General features: G+C 58.8%; 11 protein-coding genes, 2 tRNA genes and 1 pseudogene. 10 read left to right on the top strand and 4 right to left on the bottom strand.

From position 1 onward, the window contains the following. Positions 1-43: 43 nt before the first annotated feature. The 5 genes and pseudogenes from AC0ZT5_RS33855 to AC0ZT5_RS33875 all read left to right on the top strand — a co-directional run bounded on the left by AC0ZT5_RS33855 (position 44) and on the right by AC0ZT5_RS33875 (position 7,888). Positions 44-1,039 carry an ABC transporter permease gene (locus tag AC0ZT5_RS33855; RefSeq protein WP_488499991.1) on the top strand — a complete coding sequence of 332 codons (996 nt, stop codon included), beginning with the start codon at positions 44-46 and terminating at the stop codon, positions 1,037-1,039. A gap of 13 nt (positions 1,040-1,052) precedes the next feature. Beyond that, positions 1,053-1,823: an SDR family oxidoreductase gene (locus tag AC0ZT5_RS33860; protein WP_488499992.1), complete on the top strand. Its 771-nt coding sequence runs from the start codon at positions 1,053-1,055 to the stop codon at positions 1,821-1,823. 200 nt (positions 1,824-2,023) lie between these two features. Further along, complete coding sequence (locus tag AC0ZT5_RS33865; RefSeq protein WP_488499993.1) at positions 2,024-5,014, top strand: beta strand repeat-containing protein; 2,991 nt, start codon at positions 2,024-2,026, stop codon at positions 5,012-5,014. Positions 5,015-5,294: 280 nt separating this feature from the next. After that, positions 5,295-5,411 (top strand): annotated as a pseudogene (locus tag AC0ZT5_RS33870) (SDR family oxidoreductase); the annotation flags it as partial. A 200-nt stretch (positions 5,412-5,611) separates the two neighbouring features. Continuing rightward, positions 5,612-7,888 (top strand): beta strand repeat-containing protein, encoded by a 2,277-nt coding sequence (locus AC0ZT5_RS33875; RefSeq protein ID WP_488499994.1) that lies wholly within the window; start codon positions 5,612-5,614, stop codon positions 7,886-7,888. Positions 7,889-8,015: 127 nt separating this feature from the next. Here AC0ZT5_RS33875 and AC0ZT5_RS33880 read toward each other — a convergent pair. Beyond that, positions 8,016-8,091, bottom strand: a tRNA-Val gene (locus tag AC0ZT5_RS33880). 217 nt (positions 8,092-8,308) lie between these two features. On the opposite strand from AC0ZT5_RS33880, the gene AC0ZT5_RS33885 reads away from it, so the two are divergent. Continuing rightward, positions 8,309-8,385 (top strand) — tRNA-Asp (locus tag AC0ZT5_RS33885). Between the two features lie 38 nt (positions 8,386-8,423). Here the strand turns inward: AC0ZT5_RS33885 and AC0ZT5_RS33890 are convergent. After that, positions 8,424-8,660: a hypothetical protein gene (locus AC0ZT5_RS33890; protein WP_488499995.1), complete on the bottom strand. Its 237-nt coding sequence runs from the start codon at positions 8,658-8,660 to the stop codon at positions 8,424-8,426. 80 nt (positions 8,661-8,740) lie between these two features. Continuing rightward, on the bottom strand, positions 8,741-9,145 hold the full coding sequence (locus tag AC0ZT5_RS33895) for a hypothetical protein (protein WP_488499996.1): 405 nt from the start codon (positions 9,143-9,145) through the stop codon (positions 8,741-8,743). Positions 9,146-9,778: 633 nt separating this feature from the next. Between AC0ZT5_RS33895 and AC0ZT5_RS33900 the strand changes: the two genes are divergently transcribed. From AC0ZT5_RS33900 to AC0ZT5_RS33910, 3 genes are all read left to right on the top strand, one after another. Further along, the gene (locus tag AC0ZT5_RS33900) at positions 9,779-11,635 is read left to right on the top strand and encodes a hypothetical protein (protein WP_488499997.1); all 1,857 of its coding nucleotides are present in this window, start codon (positions 9,779-9,781) and stop codon (positions 11,633-11,635) included. Between the two features lie 577 nt (positions 11,636-12,212). After that, a complete protein-coding gene (locus AC0ZT5_RS33905; RefSeq protein ID WP_488499998.1) occupies positions 12,213-12,779 on the top strand; it encodes a polysaccharide biosynthesis C-terminal domain-containing protein in 567 nt (188 codons plus the stop codon). Further along, positions 12,773-13,999 (top strand): glycosyltransferase family 2 protein, encoded by a 1,227-nt coding sequence (locus tag AC0ZT5_RS33910; RefSeq protein ID WP_488499999.1) that lies wholly within the window; start codon positions 12,773-12,775, stop codon positions 13,997-13,999. Before AC0ZT5_RS33905 ends, AC0ZT5_RS33910 begins: the two co-directional genes overlap by 7 nt. A gap of 139 nt (positions 14,000-14,138) precedes the next feature. Here AC0ZT5_RS33910 and AC0ZT5_RS33915 read toward each other — a convergent pair whose 3' ends face one another. Further along, positions 14,139-15,278 (bottom strand): helix-turn-helix transcriptional regulator, encoded by a 1,140-nt coding sequence (locus tag AC0ZT5_RS33915; RefSeq protein ID WP_488500000.1) that lies wholly within the window; start codon positions 15,276-15,278, stop codon positions 14,139-14,141. Between the two features lie 319 nt (positions 15,279-15,597). Here AC0ZT5_RS33915 and AC0ZT5_RS33920 point away from each other — a divergent pair. Then, a partial coding sequence (locus AC0ZT5_RS33920) for a beta strand repeat-containing protein (protein ID WP_488500001.1) occupies positions 15,598-17,678 on the top strand: 2,081 nt, incomplete at its 3' end.

Consider the following 17,678-nt stretch of genomic DNA (forward strand, 5'->3'; position numbering starts at 1 on the left):
AAATCGACTTGATTTCGGGGTCATGCGCCAGCCGGATCAGTTCATGAACCCCCGCACGCGCCATGCCCTGGAGTTCGTCCTCGACAACCTCGTCTGGTTCATGCTGCTGTTCGTGCTGGTGGTGTTTTCCATATTCATCCCGAACTATTTCCAGCTCGGCATCTTCGCCAACATCGTCGAGGCGTCGAGCGTTCTCGGCGTCATGTCGATCGGCCTGGCGCTGGTCATCATCGCCGGCCACATGGACCTGTCGGTCGAATCCGTGGCGGCGCTCAGCGCCATGGCGGTCGGCATCCTGTTCTGCTCGTCAGGCATCGGCCTTGGCGTGCGACTGCACCCGGAATGGCTGATGGTGCCGGTGTCGCTGCTGCTGGCGGTTGCGGTCGGCGGTCTCATCGGCGCCTTCAACGGCTATCTGGTGGTGCGGGTGAAGATGAGCGCCTTCATCATCACGCTGGCGTCCTACATCTGGGTGCGCGGCCTTGTGCTGGTCATTTCGGGTGGCCGCTCGGCGCAGGACCTTGCGCCGGCCATCCGCTGGTTCGGCATCCAGCGCCTCGTCGGCCTGCCTCTCACCGCCTGGATCGCGATTGCCTGTTTCGTCGTCTTCTCGCTGATCATGGCCAAGACGCCGTTCGGTCGGCATCTCGTGATGATCGGCGGCAACGAGACCGCGACCTTCCGCGCCGGCATCCGGGTGAACCGCAATCTGGTCATTGCTTTCGTGCTGGCCGGCGCCATTGCCGGCCTCGCCGGCTGGTTGCTGGCGATCCGCACATCAGGCGCCACCGCCAATCTCGGCGTCGGCCTTTTGTTCAACGCCTTCGCCGCGGTCGTCATCGGGGGCGTCAGCCTGAAGGGCGGTGTCGGCACCCTGCCCGGCGTCTATGCCGGCGTGCTGCTGCTCTCGGCCATCAACACGGCGATCAACCTGATGGGCCTGCCCGCCAACTACACCCAGGTGATCCATGGCCTGCTGGTGCTGGCCGCCGTGCTGCTCGACGCTTTCAAGCAAACCATTCGCCAAAGACTCGCATGAGAGGACGGCTCGCATGACCGCACGACTAGAAGGCAAGGTGGCGCTGATTGTCGGCAGCGCCCGCGGCATCGGCAAGGGCATCGCGCGGCGTTTCGCCGAAGAAGGCGCAAAGCTGGTGCTCGCCGATACCGAGCTCGAAGCCGGGCAAGCGACGGCGGCCGAACTGGGCGTCCCCTTCATCGGCACCGACATTTCTTTGATGACCGAGGCCGAGGCCGCGGTGGCGCTGGCGCTCGAACACCACGGCCGCCTCGACATCGTCGTGCAGAATGCCGGCATCTATCCCTGGCAGCTGATCGAGAACACCAGCGCGGACGACTGGGACCGCGTCATGGCGGTCAATCTGCGCGGCACCTTCAATGCCACCCGCGCCGCCCTGGTGCCGATGAAGGCGCAGCACTACGGGCGCATGCTCTACACCTCCTCCATTACCGGCCCGCACGTGACCAGCCCCGGCCACGGCCACTATTCAGCCAGCAAGGCCGGCATCAACGGCTTCATCCGTGCCGCGGCACTCGAATTCTCCGGCTACGGCATCACCGTCAACGGCGTCGAGCCCGGCAACATCCTCACCGAGGCGATCGAGTTGCATCGTGGCGCGGCCTATATCAAGAACATGGAAGACTCCATTCCACTCGGCCGGCTTGGCAGCCCGCGCGACGTCGCCAATGCTTTCCTGTTCCTCGCCTCCGACGACGCCAGCTACATCACCGGAACGACCATTGTTGTCGATGGCGGACAATTGCTGCCCGAGGGCAACGACTTCCGGCTCCTGCCGCCTTGATCGCTGCGCCCCGCGGCGCTCCGAAGCGGTAGTGCTTCCTGGGAAAACTTCGCGGCTGTCCAACAATACTGTTGAACTCGAATTGCGAGGCACTTCGCTGGTGCCGAACAGGATGACCCTACGTCTTTATATCAGATGACTCTAATGCAACCGTAGGATACAGTTTCCGTTGGGGAAATGCCAAACAACGGGAGGACCAAATGGCTGTCATCAACGGAACCGTCGGCAACGATATCAATCCCGGCGTTCAGGACCTGGTCGGCAACGACACCATCAACGCATTGGCCGGTGACGACTTAATTTTCATGGCGATTGGCGGCAATGACCAGGTGAATGGAGGGGACGGGGAGGATGACATTGTCTACGAGGCTTACACAAACGGCCTGACCATCAACATGCAGACTGGTGTCGTCACCGACGGCTTGGGCAACACCGATACGCTCAACAGTGTCGAGGCGGTGAACGCCAGCTTCTTCGCAGACAACATCACGATGCGAAATGACGGCTTTTGGGCGTATGCCCGGGCGGGCAACGACATCATCCATCTGGGATCAAACGGCGGTATGATACTGCCGGGAAGCGGCGCCGACACCATCATTGGCGGCGCCGGCAACGATTTGGTCTCCTACAGGGACGACGGTTTTGACTATGGAAATGACGTCGATGGTGGCGGCATCATCACCCATGGTGCGACGATCAATTTGACGACCGGCGTTGTAATTGACGGCTGGGGCTTCACGGATACCCTGACCAGCATCGAGTATGCTGAAGGCACCCAGTTCGCCGACATCATCACCGGCACAAGCGGCAGCAACTATCTTGCCGGCGACGAGGGCAATGACACGCTGGACGGCAAGGCTGGTGCCGACACCATGCAAGGCGGGGCCGGCAACGACACCTACTTCGTCGACAATGCCGGCGATATCGTCGATGAGAGCACGGCCGGCGCCAACGGCACCGATATCGTCAATGGCTATATCTCGATCAACCTCAGCGATGGCAACCACTTCAAGGGCAATATCGAGAACGTCGCACTGCGCAGTGCGGCTTCGATCAACGCCACAGGCAACAGCCTGGCCAATGCGCTGACCGGCAATTCGGGTGTCAACATCCTGATTGGCCTTGGCGGCAACGACACGCTGGACGGCAAGGAAGGTGCCGACACGATGCAGGGCGGCATCGGCAACGACACCTACTATGTCGACAATGCCGGCGATCTCGTCGACGAGAGCACCGCCGGTGCCAACGGCACCGATGTCGTCAATGGCTATGTCTCGATCAACCTTGGCGATGGCAACCACTTCAAGGGCAATATCGAGAACGTCGCGCTGCGCAGTGGGGCCTCGATCAACGCCACAGGCAATAGCCTGGCAAACATCATCACCGGCAACAGTGGCAACAACATCATCAACGGAATGGGCGGCGCCGATACGATGAGTGGCAGCACCGGCAACGACACCTACTATGTCGACAATGCCGGCGATCACGTGATCGAGGCCAGTGGTCAGGGCACTGACACGGTCAACAGCGCGATTTCCTTCGATCTCTCAGGCCAGGACCTGGAAAACCTGACGCTGATCACCGCGGCAAACATCAACGGAACTGGCAATGCCCTCGCCAACGTTCTCAATGGCAACGCTGGCGTCAACACGCTGATCGGCCTTGAAGGCAACGACACACTGGATGGCAAGGGTGGTGCCGACACGATGCAGGGCGGCATCGGCAACGACACCTACTATGTCGACAATGCCGGCGATCTCGTCGACGAGAGCACCGCCGGCGCCGACGGCCCCGATGTCGTCAATGGCTATGTCTCGATCAACCTTGGCGATGGCAACCACTTCAAGGGCAATATCGAGAACGTCGCGCTGCGCGGTGGTGCCTCGATCAACGCCACAGGCAATAGCCTGGCAAACAGCATCACCGGCAACAGTGGCAACAACATCATCAACGGAATGGGCGGCGCCGATACGATGAGTGGCAGCACCGGCAACGACACCTACTATGTCGACAATGCCGGCGATCACGTGATCGAGGCCAGTGGTCAGGGCACTGACACGGTCAACAGCGCGATTTCCTTCGATCTCTCAGGCCAGGACCTGGAAAACCTGACGCTGACTGGATCGGCGAACATCGACGGCACCGGCAACTCCCTTGCCAATATCATCACTGGCAACAATGGTGTAAATACGCTTTTGGGCCTCGGCGGCAACGACATCTTCAGAGGAGGCCTCGGTCATGATGTCATGGATGGCGGAGATGGTCTCGATACGGCCGACTACAGCAACCAAACCTCTGCTGTTGCTGTAAGTCTAACCAAGTCCGTTGACGCTCAAGTCACGATCGGCGGGATCGCGGAAGATACTATTCGCAACATCGAGAATGTCACCGGCGGCAGTGGTGGCGACACATTGACCGGCGATGGTTTCGTGAACGTTCTCATCGGTGGAGGCGGCAACGATACAATAAGCGGCAGGGACGGGAACGACACGCTCATTGGCGGAGACGGAAATGATATCATCAACGGCAATTCAGGCGACGACAGGCTGATCGGTGGACGTGGAAATGACACGATCAATGGCAATTCCGGCCTTGACACGGTCGACTACAGTACCGACGTCAACAGCGGCGCCATACATGGTATCCTCGTCAATCTCTGGGGAGTTGGCTCGCAACTGGGGTTGGCAGCCGATACCGCAACGGATTCGTTTGGGAATACGGATACCGTAGCCACTATCCGCAATGTCACCGGTACGCAGTTTGCGGATCAGATATATGGCGGCGAGCATGACAACACCCTGACTGCCGGCGCGGGCAACGACATCCTCGACGGCCACCTGGGCAACGATACACTGATCGGCGGAACTGGCAGCGACATTTTCCATTTCCATACAGCGCTCGACGCCTTGACCAATGTCGATACCATCACCGACTTCTCGGTCGCCGACGACACTATCCAGGTCGACAATGCGATCTTTGCAGCGCTTGGCGGCAACGGCACGCTGACGGCTGACCAGTTCGTCAAGAACACCACCGGCCTTGCCGGTGATGGCAACGATCACATTATCTACGAGACCGACACCGGCTGGCTCACCTATGACAGCAACGGCAGTGCGGCTGGCGGCTCAATCCATTTCGCCACGGTGGCCGCCAACCTCGCGCTCACCAACGCCGATTTCGTCGTGGTGTAGGGAGGCAACGAAAACAGCCCGCCACATGGGGCCTGCCACATCAGGACTGTGTGACGGGCTCCCGTTCCCAGCGGGGTTGTGCGGTTGCTGGCTCCAGAGCAGTTCACCGTTTCACGGAAACGGCGAACCGCTCTGACTCTTTGTTTTGACGCAATTCCCTAGGGAAAGCGCAGGGCGCTTTTCCCGGGAAAACCGTTTCACACTTTTCCTGGAATTGCTCTAGGGGAAGCGCCGGCGCCTCACGCTTTCATTGAAGAAACCTGGTGGGCGATGACGGCTTAACCCGTTCCTGTTCCTCGCCTCCGACGATGCCAGCTACATCACCGGTACGACCATTGTCGTCGACGGCGGCCAGCTGCTGCCCGAGGGCAACGACTTCCGGCTCCTGCCGCCGTGATCGCTGCGCCCTGCGGCGCTTCGAAGCCGTAAAGCTTCCTCGAAAAACTTCGCGGCTGTCCAACAATACTGTTGAACTCGAATTGCGAGGCACTTCGCCGGCGTTGAACAAGGTGACCCTACGTTCTTTGCATGAGATGACTCTAATGCAACCTTCGGATACAGTTGCCCTTGGGGAATACCATACAGCGGGAGGACCAAATGGCAGTCATCAATGGAACCGTCGGCAACGATATCAATCCCGACATTCAAGACCTGATCGGCAACGACACAATCAACGCATTGGCCGGTGACGACTACATTCGCATGGCGGTTGGCGGCAGTGACCAGGTGAATGGAGGGGACGGCATCGATGTCGTTTTCTACGAGACCTACACTAGCGGTTTGACCATCAACATGCAGTCTGGTGTCGTCTCCGACGGCCTCGGCAACACCGACACGCTCAACAGTGTCGAAGCGGTGAACGCCAGCCGCTTCGCAGACAACATCACGATGCGAAATGACGGCTTTTGGGTGTTTGCCCGGGCAGGCAACGACATCATCCATCTGGGATCAAACGGCGGCACGGTATTCGCGGGAAGCGGCACCGATACCATCATTGGCGGCGCCGGCGAAGATATGGTTTCCTACAGGGACGGCGGCCTTGACTATGGAGTTGACGTCGACGGCGGCGGCATCATCACACATGGTGCCACGATCAATTTGGCGACCGGCGTTGTAACTGACGGCTGGGGCTTCACGGATACGCTGACCGGCATCGAGGATGCCGAAGGCACCCAGTTCGCCGACACCATCACCGGCACAACCGGCAGCAACTATCTCGCGGGTGACGACGGCGCCGATACTATCAATGGCGGCGTGTCGGCGACCGTGGACGATTTCGATTTCTTGAGCGGCGGCAACGGCAACGACACCTTGACGGCGGTTGCCGCCACCGTGTCGGGGGACCAGGGCAATGACAGGATCATTGCACAGACCTCCGGAAACACGGACATCGACTATGTCGAACTCCTCTATGCCGGCGCGACGACTGCCATCGTGGCCAACCTCACGGCACAGGCTCGCGCTGGCCTTGCGGCCGGATCGAATGCCATCGGTTTTGCCATCGCAGATGGGCAAGGTGGTGTCGATCGCGTATCCGGCATTCATGCCATCGACGACACCGCCTTTGGCGACACGTTCATCGTCGATGCCTCCTATACCAACACATTCGGCGGCTACATGGATTTCTATCTCGGCGCCGGGAACGATGTTGTAAGGTTCCTGGCCGGCACGGAGGGAGGCCGGGTCAACTACAACGGAGCGGGCGGCGCGGTTCTGGTCGACCTGCAAGGCGGCTTTGCCCACGACATGGACGAGAGCAACCTCTTCATCGGCTACGACACGTTGGTAGGCGTGAACAACGCGCGTGGAACCGCGTTCAACGACGGGCTTTATGGCAACGCGGCTGACAATCAGTTGCGTGGCCGTGGCGGCAACGATGTTCTGATGGGCCACGACGGCAACGACACGCTCTGGGGCGATGAGCGTGATGGTTCAAGCGACCTGAGTTACGGCAATGACTCAATTTACGGCGAAAGCGGAAACGACACGTTGAATGGCGGCCGGGGAGCCGATCTTCTGGATGGCGGCACAGGCGCCGACATCATGCGTGGAGGCGGCGAAAACGACACCTACTATGTCGACAATGCCGGCGATCAGGTCATCGAGCTCAACGGCCAGGGCATCGACAATGTCCAGGCCTATGTCAGCTTCAATCTCTCCGGGCAGGAGCTGGAGAATCTGGCGCTGCGCAGCGGGGCTTCCATCAATGGCACCGGCAATTCGATCGCCAACATCATCACCGGCAATTCGGGCAACAACGTCATCGACGGCCTTGCCGGCGCCGACACGATGAGCGGCAGCACCGGCAACGACACCTACTACGTCGACAATGCCGGTGATAAAGTGATCGAGCTCAACGGCCAGGGCACCGACAATGTGCAGGCCTATGTCAGCTTCAATCTTTCCGGTCAGGAACTGGAGAACCTGGCGCTGCGAAGCACCGGCAACATCAACGGCACCGGCAATTCGATCGCCAATGTCATCACCGGCAATTCGGGCGCGAATGTCATCAACGGGCTGCTCGGTAACGACACGCTGTCCGGCAGCACCGGCAACGATACCTTTGTCTTCACCACGGCGCTCAATGCCTCGACCAATGTCGACCGCATCACCGACTTCTCGGTCGCCGAGGACACCATCCAGGTCGACAACGCCATTTTCGCGGCGCTTGGCGGAAACGGCACGCTGACGGCCGACCAGTTCATCAAGAACACCACCGGCCTTGCCGGCGACGGCACCGATCACATCATCTACGAGACCGACACCGGCTGGCTCTATTATGACAGCAATGGCAGTGCCGCTGGCGGCTCCACCCATTTCGCCACGCTGGCCGCCAATCTGGCGCTGACCAACGCCGATTTCGTCGTGGTGTGAGGAGGCAACGCCAGACGGGGCCCGCCACGTCAGGACTGTGTGACGGGCTCCCGGCGCCAGCGACGGCTATGCGGTTGCTGGCTCCAGGGGAGTGATGGCGCCACAGGGCCTTTTGATTCAAGAAATCTGGTGGGCGATGACGGGCTCGAACCGCCGACATCTTCGGTGTAAACGAAGCGCTCTACCAACTGAGCTAATCGCCCGCTCCGGGCGGGACCTTTAAGCTGTCGAGGTCGGCTTCGCAAGGTCAAATGAGCTGGGGGCGCCCTGGTTGGAGACCGGTTTTGCCAACAAAACGCCGGCTGTCAAAAAACCTTCTCCTGTTTGCTGTTATGCTGTCTTGCCACGCTTGACACCCGGTGGCGAACCCCTTATCCAGCGCCCCAACGACGAACACGGCTGACACGTGCTCGTCAATGCGCGGGTGTAGCTCAGTTGGTTAGAGTGCCGGCCTGTCACGCCGGAGGTCGCGGGTTCGAGCCCCGTCACTCGCGCCATTTATTTCAAGGGGTTAGCTACCGCCCCTTGAAAAGTTTCAACTCTCTTTTTCCGGAGAGTTTGAACTTTTGCATTCATTCCGCTCCTGGCCGAACAGCTTTCTGCCCTTGCGACGGCTGGCATCGGCGGAACGAACGGCGGCCAGATTGACCGGCATGTAGGTCTTCTGCAGCGCCTTGTTCTCGTCGATCGAATTCCCCATCTTGGCGGAATTCGCCTCGACAGAAGCGCCGCCGGCGTTGGCCTCGACCGCGCCGGAACGTCGCATGTCCATCAGCCGGCGCTTCTCCCCTTCCCCGAAGATCACGTGGTTTACCGAGCGGTTCCGTGGGTAGCGAACGGCTCATAGTCCGGTTAGTCTATCAGCGCGGCTGGCAGGTCGTGGATAGCAGCACGATCCTGGAGACATTCGAGACAAAGGAGGGTGCCTTCCAGCACTTGGTTGACCGCGGCGCTCGCGTGTGGCTGCAGTGGGATCGAACCGTCATCGGCGGAAAGGTTGTGCCCTATGACTTCTGCGGCGATTTCCAGAGCAGGAGCGTTGGGCGGATCATGAAAGAGCAGCATGGCCCATCTGCGGGCACATGGTTCTGGTCTTGCTCTGTAGGTGGTGCGCGGGGAACCGTCGCGACCAAGGATGACGCCGCGCTCGCGGTCGAGCGAGCCTACACTCGGGCAATCGCCAGGGCGGATTGGCTGCGCTAAAGAGGCTATTTTCAGTTCGCGTTGAATGAGCGCACAAAAAAGAAAAAGCGCCAAGATCGCTCTCAACGCTTTTTCCCTGACTTACATCAGCGTCTTGATGATCATGGCGATCGCCCAGAGGCAAAGCGACACGTCAATCTTGACTACTATGGTCAGATTGGTGCGTTTCCACATAGGAAAGCCCTTTCTGGACCACGGCGCCGCAATCCGTTTGAGGACTGAGGTTAGCGCACCATCGAAGAACTTATACCCGGCCTTCATGGCAGCATCGGACCGGCTTTTGTGTTTCGAACCACATCTACCGGCGCCCGTCCGAACCTGGGGTGACGCCGCGATTCTTCGGCTGGTAGTGCCAACCGATTTCGCTTCGTGCCCAGTACGGGCTATCAGGGTGTCCTTCGGGTGTCCGCTTTTCGAAGGCGGTTCCTACAGAGGCCTGACAACCGATAAGTGGTAGCTAACTATTCTATCCACAATACCATTTACTGAAAATTGTTATCGTCACCTCTTCGATCGACACCATCGCAGAACCGCTGGCGATGGGGCAGGAACACACACCATTTGCCCAGTATTACACTGACGCCTTCGGAATCCAGTCGAAAAGGCTAGGTTCCCAAGCTGAACGCGAACGCGACATAGGTGCTTGCATACCGCAGGTCGCCTCCGGCAGCGGGGCAGGACTATTCCTTGACGGCTCCTTCAGCCGAAGTCATCATTGAAATATTGCGCCACCATTTGAAATCGAGCGATCTTATGAAGAACAGTAATCTTGCGTACATTCCACGCAATTTTGGGCCGTTTCGAAGTGCCGCCGTCATCTTAGCATATTGTACAGCTATCACTCTTCTTTTGGCACCTGGTCCTCGCTTACAGATTCTTCTAATGAGCGTACTCAATGGGGATTCCGCATCCATTTATGAAGCGGCATATGGCAATACGGTGGTGCCTTTTGTGACGTTGGCTCAATGGCTGGGCGAGGCCTATCAGCCCAACCTGTTAGCAATCGGATTCTTCATAGCTGCGGGAACACTTAGAACGAGCGCTCCTCTGCAGATGCTTGGACGCGGATCGGTTGCCGGATTCGTTGCGCTGACAATTAACGATTTTATCCTCTACCAATGGTTCGGCTTCTACGACCAGTATGTAATAGTTGAATCGTTGTTCTCCAATCTTTTTGGAGCCTTTATAATATCGTGCGCCATTGTATCTATAACGCAGGTCGCAGAATGGACTATCGAATATCTGCCGCCAAGCAGAGCGTTGCAATATGTCCTCATACCACTTGAGATTGTCACTCTAGGAATCTTCTTAAACGCCATCGTCTTCTATGCTGCTGATTTCTTTTATCGACCTCTACCCGTCCAAATTGACGCCTACCTCGACGCACCCTTAAACGGCGCTTTCGCCACAAATCCATCAAAGATCAACAAGGACGATACACCCTTTGGTTTGTTCCCAACAAATTTCGATGTACCGCTTGTAAACTGGCACAATCCAAACGGAGGAATAAGCGCCGCTTGGCATGTTACCAACCCTGAAACGAAGTTCGATCTGAAGATCGATATTTTGTCGGGGTGCCTAGATAGTGACTGGGTATCGGGCATCAGAGCCGACAAACCAGGCTACCGTGTAAGTGACGTTAAACGTTTGTCAGTTTCCTTCGACGGCGGTGCCTCCGATTTCTGGGTTTTCGACACCGACAAGGGTCCCGCCAAGTTATCGCTTGAAACAGGTCCCGCGGCTCCGTTTGGAATGGAGGTTGGGAAACAGCCCGGCACAAAAGATCTTTGGCAATTTATCGGGGGCAGCGCTAACCTTATATATGGTAGCAGCGCAGCCGTACTTTCTTTCTACGCAGGAAGATCTTTCCTGGAATCGCAAGATGACGAGGCGAACATCGTTGAGCTCGCTCAGCGAAAACTTCATGTGGAGATTGACGGCAGACCCTATCATGTCAATTTTGTCCCTCCACCGCCGATGCCAGGAGGGAAGGTCGAATGTAATATCTTATCCGGAGGCAGGGCGTTTCAAACTGGCATGCTTAAGATGCCTGGCTCAGCTCTGTCCGTAGGTGTGAGAGTGACCATCTCCGCAAGACCAAATGGATTGCTGTCGAGACAGGATAGTGAATTGAACATTTCCGGCGAAAGCGGTTGGATCGGCCTAGATGGCATTGACGACGCAGCGATGAACGACATTCCGGGCGGCGTGGCCACGCTCATTGAAGCCAAAGGTAACTTGTCGATTGATGTGGACGGAAAGGCGCAAGAAGTAAGACCGACTGACCAGTTTAGAGCTATCGGCACATTTCAAGGCCTTGCCAACGACCATGGCAAGCTGCGGTTCGTTGGCACTGCCACATCACTGGCAAAGAACGAACGGCGTCTCAACCCCACAAAATTCGAGAGCAGCAAGTTTACGGAGCAGCTTACGGTGCTTGCCCCAGTCTTGTTCCTATTTCTGAGTTTTTTGTTCATTCCCTTCAGGGCTGCTGTCAGGAACAAGATGGCGTTCGAACGGGTAATCGATCTGATAAGGCCATGAAGCCGGCTACAGCTACACCGTACGAATTTCAACTTGATGTCATTCTGAACGAATTCGGAAGGCCGAGACTGTCGAAACCAGATTGATCGGATTGGCTTTTTCACTGGCCTGTCACGCCGGAGGTCGCGGGTTCGAGCCCCGTCACTCGCGCCATTTCTCCTAAGGGTATCAAGCCCTTGGCCTCGGAGAAATGTCGACATTGATTGTCAAAATGCTTTCTCGAAAGAGCAGCTTGGATCGTTATCCGGTCTGAGTTTTTAAGGTGGCGCCTCGGCTTGCAGGGTGCCTCCTCCCGGATGTTGTGTTCCTTCGCGGGTGGCACCCTCGGTTTCTTGCAGCCCGTCCACACGGCGCAGGCCTGGCTGGCTACTCGAAATACCGGCGCAGACGACGCCCGATCCAGATTCCGATCCAGGCAGACGGCAAGTCTAGCCGCCCCACGCGCCCAGAACTTTGCATTTGCGCCCGAAAAAAGTCGTCGTCGCGACGCGAAGCTGGTCGCCCGGTCAGGACATCCTGCGAAAATTGTGAGAGTTAGGGTCGATCCGACTCGGTCAAAATAACGGGGACTTTGTTCATGAGCGATCATTCCGGGATCCGCCCAACTATTCTCGAATCCACTCTTGCCGCGGCTCAGCGGGATCAACGGACCCTCGACGAGCAGCGGCACAGCATTGCGCCCCTGGTAGACGGAATGTCGTTTTTCGACAGCATCCGGCACAATGATGACCGCGGCAGCGTCACGGAGGTCTACGACCCGCGCTGGGGCTGGCACGCCGACCCGCTGGTCTTCTCCTACATCTTCACAATTCGCCCCGGACTGGTGAAGGGCTGGGGCCTGCACAAGCTGCATGAGGACCGCTATTTTGTGATCAGCGGCGAGTTGGAACTGGTGCTTTATGACCCTCGCCCCGAATCCAGCACATATGGCAAGATTTCGAAGGTTTACCTCTCCGGCAGCCGTCCACGCCTGGTCAATATTCCGAAGTTTGTCTGGCATGCCGACCGAAACATCGGAACGTCCGAAGTGGTGGTCATCAATTTTCCAACGATCCAGTACGATCACTCAAATCCCGACAAGTACCGGCTGCCCATCGACACCGATCTCATCCCATATGATTTCGGCAGCGCGAAGGGATGGTGAGCAAGCCTCGCTTTTCCATCCTGATGCCGACGCATTCGCGCGTCGACGTCATCGGTCTGGCCATCCAGTCGGTGCTGGATCAGACCGTCGAGGACCTTGAGCTCCTGGTCGTCGGCGACGGCTGCGCGCCCGGCACGGCCGAGGTGGTCGAAGCTTTTCAGGACGCCCGCATCCGCTTCTTCGATCTGCCCAAGGCGCCGAGCTATGGCTACGCCAACCGCAATATCGCGCTGCGCGAGGCCCGCGGCGACCTGATTGGCTTTGCGGCCGACGACGACCTGCTGTTTCCGGATCATCTTGAAATCCTGGCGGATGGCCTCAAAGGTGGGGCTGCTATTGCGTACAGTCAGGCGCTGTGGGTTTCCACCGATGGCATCGCGGCACCCTTCCTGACCAATCTGGAGCTGGCCGACGAATTCAGGGTGTTCACCGAGGTCGGCAACACGATACCTGCCAGTTGCTTCTTGTATCGGGCTGATTGCCTACCGTTGCGCGATGTCTGGCCGGAAAACGTCGCATCGGCCGGGGATTGGCAATTGTGGCGGCGAATCATGCGCGAGAACCCGCGCAATCCCCTCACCTATTGCCGCGCCCCAACCGTCCTGCATTTCAGCGCCAAATGGAAGAATTCGCGTTACTCTCAGGCGACGCAACTGGCCACGTTTCTTGATATCGCGGACGGAGCAGGCTGGTGGCCTTCAGCCTTGCGCGTCTGGATACCAAACGGCAGCAACGAACAATATGAGTATGCGCGCCTGATGCGCGTCGACCCCGCGGCCTGGAGCGAAAAGACGCGCCGTGCGGTCGGCGATCTGGTGGCACGGCTTGCCTGGGAGGACGTCCAAACGACCCGCCCGATGCTGGCAAGCGCCGAGGCCGAGAAGGCGACGCTGCGGTCTGAAATCTCGCGGCTGCACAATGAGCTGCAGTTGGCTCAGCAAGGCAATGCCGCGCTACAGAGGGCCGCTTCGGATGCGCTCGACAAGGAAGCTGCGTTGCAGCCGGAAATCTCGAGGCTGCGCACCGAGCTCGATCTGGCTCACCAACGCAACGCCGAGCTACGGAGCGCCGCTTCGGATACAAAAAACGAGAAGGACGAGATCGAACAGGCGCTGCAAGCATGCCGAATGCAAATCGCGGCTTTGTATCAGTCCACAAGCTGGCGCATCACCAGTCCCTTGCGCAGGATCTCCACAAGCTTGCGTTCGAAAAAATCATAGGGCTCAAAGTCTTGAACTCAGCTTGGTTGGCGGCATCGGCGATCCGGCCGCCAAGGTGATCATTACCCCTTGGCTGGCAGAGCACCGATGAAGGCGGCGCCCGCCCCCGAGGCAGCGGCGGGCGCGTTATCGCCAACCGTCATGCGATGTCCAAGGGGACGGCACCCGGACTGAGCGGCACACCAATATCGGAGACTAGCTTGACGAGGTCCGCCTGCCGCGTCGTGTTGGTCTTGGCATAGATGCGGCCAAGGTGGGTCTTGATCGTGTTCTCACCGACCCCGAGCGACAGCGCACTCTTCTGCGTGGTCAGTCCGCCACCGACGGCCAGCAAAACCCGCACTTCCGCCGGCGTGAGATCGAACAGTGTCGTCAGCACCGCCTCTGAGGGCGGCGCGGCCGAGGTTGTCGTCGAGATGAAGACGGCGGCGCATGCGGGACGGAAAGCCGCGCGCGCGGTCCCCTCGGTCAGTGGCAACACATAGGCAACCGCTGGGGGCTGGCTGGCCGCGGATAAGGGCAAGCCGATGCCGCGCGCGCCAAGCGAGGCATCGGCATGAGCGGCTCCCGATATCGCTTCCAGCAGGGCGCGGCCCGTTATCGGATTTTGTGCCTGGAGGATGCCGTTTCTGGAAAAGATGGGCTGCTGCGTCGAGAGCATCGCCTCGGCACGGCCGTTCGCATAAAGGATCGCGCCATCCGCGCTGGTAAGAACGACGGCGGTTGCAAGATTGTCGAGCGTCGCGCGATAGAGACTGGCGGTCACGCGCGCCTGATCGAGCAGGTCGCCGATCAGCGAAGCGCGGCGCAAATGAGGAGAAAGCAGCGCCATAAAGCGCTGCTCCTCCGCAGTGACGGCACCCCTGCTCGCGCGTGTCGTGAAGCTCACGAGGCCGATCCGATCCGATGTGTGCACGAATTTGGTGATGCAGCCTTCGCGCAATCCCTGTGGGCCAGCCCAGTTCCGGTAGAAAGGTGACTGCTGAAGTTCGGCTTCAGTCATGCTCGACAATGTCGATAACGGTGTGTCGATGTCGCCGACGACCACGGCCTTCAGACCAGGAATGTCCTCGAAGCCGTAGTCCTGCTGCAGAACCCGCATTTGCTCCGCATCCCAGGGCGATTGGGCCGCGAAACGGCCATACTGATCGCCGGGATCAGCCAGCGCGATGGTTGAATAGGCGGCGTCCACGGCCTCCGTGAGCCGGACCATGACGACGGTCCAGAACTCCGAATTGAGTGCGCTATCGTAAATGTCGCCGATGATCGACGAAAGCAACTCGTTGCTCAGCCTGTACATTCGCCCCTGCCCAACAGAGCCTTCCCTTTTTGTCAGTCAGGGATACCGCACGCCCAGCCTATACCAGCATGGCCCTGGAAAGCTCAACGCAAGCCGAAGGATTTCTGAGACCTCATTCTTTCGGGTGACGACATTGCGACACGCCAGGCCTAGTGGGCGGCACAAGGCAGGTTCCAGAGCGCGTCAATTCAAGGCGCCCTGGCCCTGAGTAGCGTCGGATTCCAGGACTGCGTCCAGGCGCAAGGACTCAGGAAAAAACGTCTGCTTCAATTGAGAATCTGTTTTGACGGGGGTCAGCATGTCGGTTTGGAATAGTCTTGCAGGTGGCGCGTGGTTCACCGCTTCAAATTGGACCGGCGGCGTGCCCGACGCAATCGGTGCTACAGCCGATTTCAGCAGTCTCGCCGGTGCCAGCCTCACGCATCACATTGACCTGGCGGTTCAAGGTCCATTCACGGTCGGCACCTTGAATCTGGCGAGTTCCGACATCGAGAATTACAGCCTCGAAAACGGCACGCTCATCATGAACAAGGCGGGCGGTGCGCTCATCAGCGTAACGTCGACCGGCAATCCACAGGCAAGCGCTCTGGCGTCGTCGCTGACGCTGCAGCTCAATGCGGCAACGTCGATCGCGACGACAGGAGGCAACACGACCCTCGACGTCCAGGCGCAGATTACCGGAACAGGGCTCCTAACCAAATCCGGCGTCGGCACCGTGAAGCTGTCTGATGCGACCAACAACTGGTCGGGCGGAACGCAGATCAATCAAGGCATGGTTTCGTTTGGCGCCGCCGCGTTCGGAACGGGAGACATCACGTTCGCCGGCGACAGCATATTCCGGTCCACAGGCGGCGCGACGCTTGCCAACGATCTGATCGAACTCGCCAGCGTTTCAACATCAATCAGGGCACAGACGGGCACGTCACTTTCGTTGACCGGTACCTTCGCGGCGCTCGGCGGCGCCGGGACCACCGTGCATTTTGGCAGCGCGACGGATAAGGGAACGATTTATTTTGGCTCAAGCAGCATCACCGCCAATGATGCGGGCTCGCTTGCCATTGACGGCGGCACGCTGAGAGCGGGCAAGGCGTTCGCGTCCTTCACCAACGGGCTGGCCAACACCAATATCGCGGCCGGAGCGGTTCTCGACGCCAGTGGCTTCGATCTGGAACTGAACCATCTGACCGGGGCGGGCTTGATCACCAACAACGGCCTTTCCGACGTTGTCGCGAACGTCTATGAGGCCGGCAGCTCCATCTTCTCGGGCGTTTTCGCGAATAGCTTGAGCCATACAGGGTTAAACAAGATCGGCACCGGGACCCTGACATTGTCAGGCGCCAATACTTACTCCGGCACGACTACTGTCGCGATCGGAACATTGCGGGCGGGAGCCGACCATGCCTTCAGCGCCACCAGTGTCGTCGACGTAAAAGCTGGCGCGACGCTTAATATTAGCACTTTCGACCAGACCATCGCCGGACTGACCGGCAGCGGCGAAGTCCGGGCCGATACGGTTACCTCGGCCACCTTGACGACGAGTATAAGCCTTGACGACGTGAGGGAGTTTGCAGGCGTGATCTCGAACGGCTCGGCGGTATTTGGCGAGCTCAACCTGATAAAAAGCGGCGCGGGAACCCAAGTTCTGTCAGGCCTGAACACCTACACGGGCCAGACCACAATAACGGCGGGAACATTGGCGCTGTCTGGGTCGGGTTCGATTGCCGATTCATCCGGACTGGCCATTTCCGCAGGGGCCACTTTCGCTCTCGGCGGGCTGTCGGGAAACAGCGCGTCGGTACAGGCATTGGCGAATGCCGGCACCGTCAGCTTCGGCGGAACGACGTTGCATCTGCTCGATCAGTCAGCCGCCCTGGGAGGCACATATATAGGGTCGGGCTTCACCGACGGTCTTCACATAGACCTCGATGCGACAGCGTCGAATTTCAGCCTTTCGAACGCAACTTTCACCAACTGGGCAGATTCCACTGACCAAATCGCCATCGTTGGCAATGGCCTTGCCAATACGATTACCGGGTCGTCCCACGCCGATACCATTAGTGGCGACCTCGGCAACGACGTGCTGATCGGCGGAGGCGGCGAGGACAATCTGAATGGTGGCGACGGTTCGGATACGGCCTCTTATGCAAGCGCTGCCGCAGGCGTCATTGCGAACCTCTCAAATCACAAGGTCAATACCGGCGACGCCAACGGCGACAGCTATACCCTCATCGAAAACCTGACCGGATCGAGCCATACGGACCAGCTCTACGGCAACGATGTTGCCAATATTCTGGATGGCGGCATCGGTGCCGATACCATGACCGGCGCACAGGGCAGCGACTCGTACTACGTCGATAATGCCGGCGACATCGTCAGTGA

The sequence above is a fragment of the Mesorhizobium sp. CNPSo 4670 genome, from assembly GCF_057784235.1.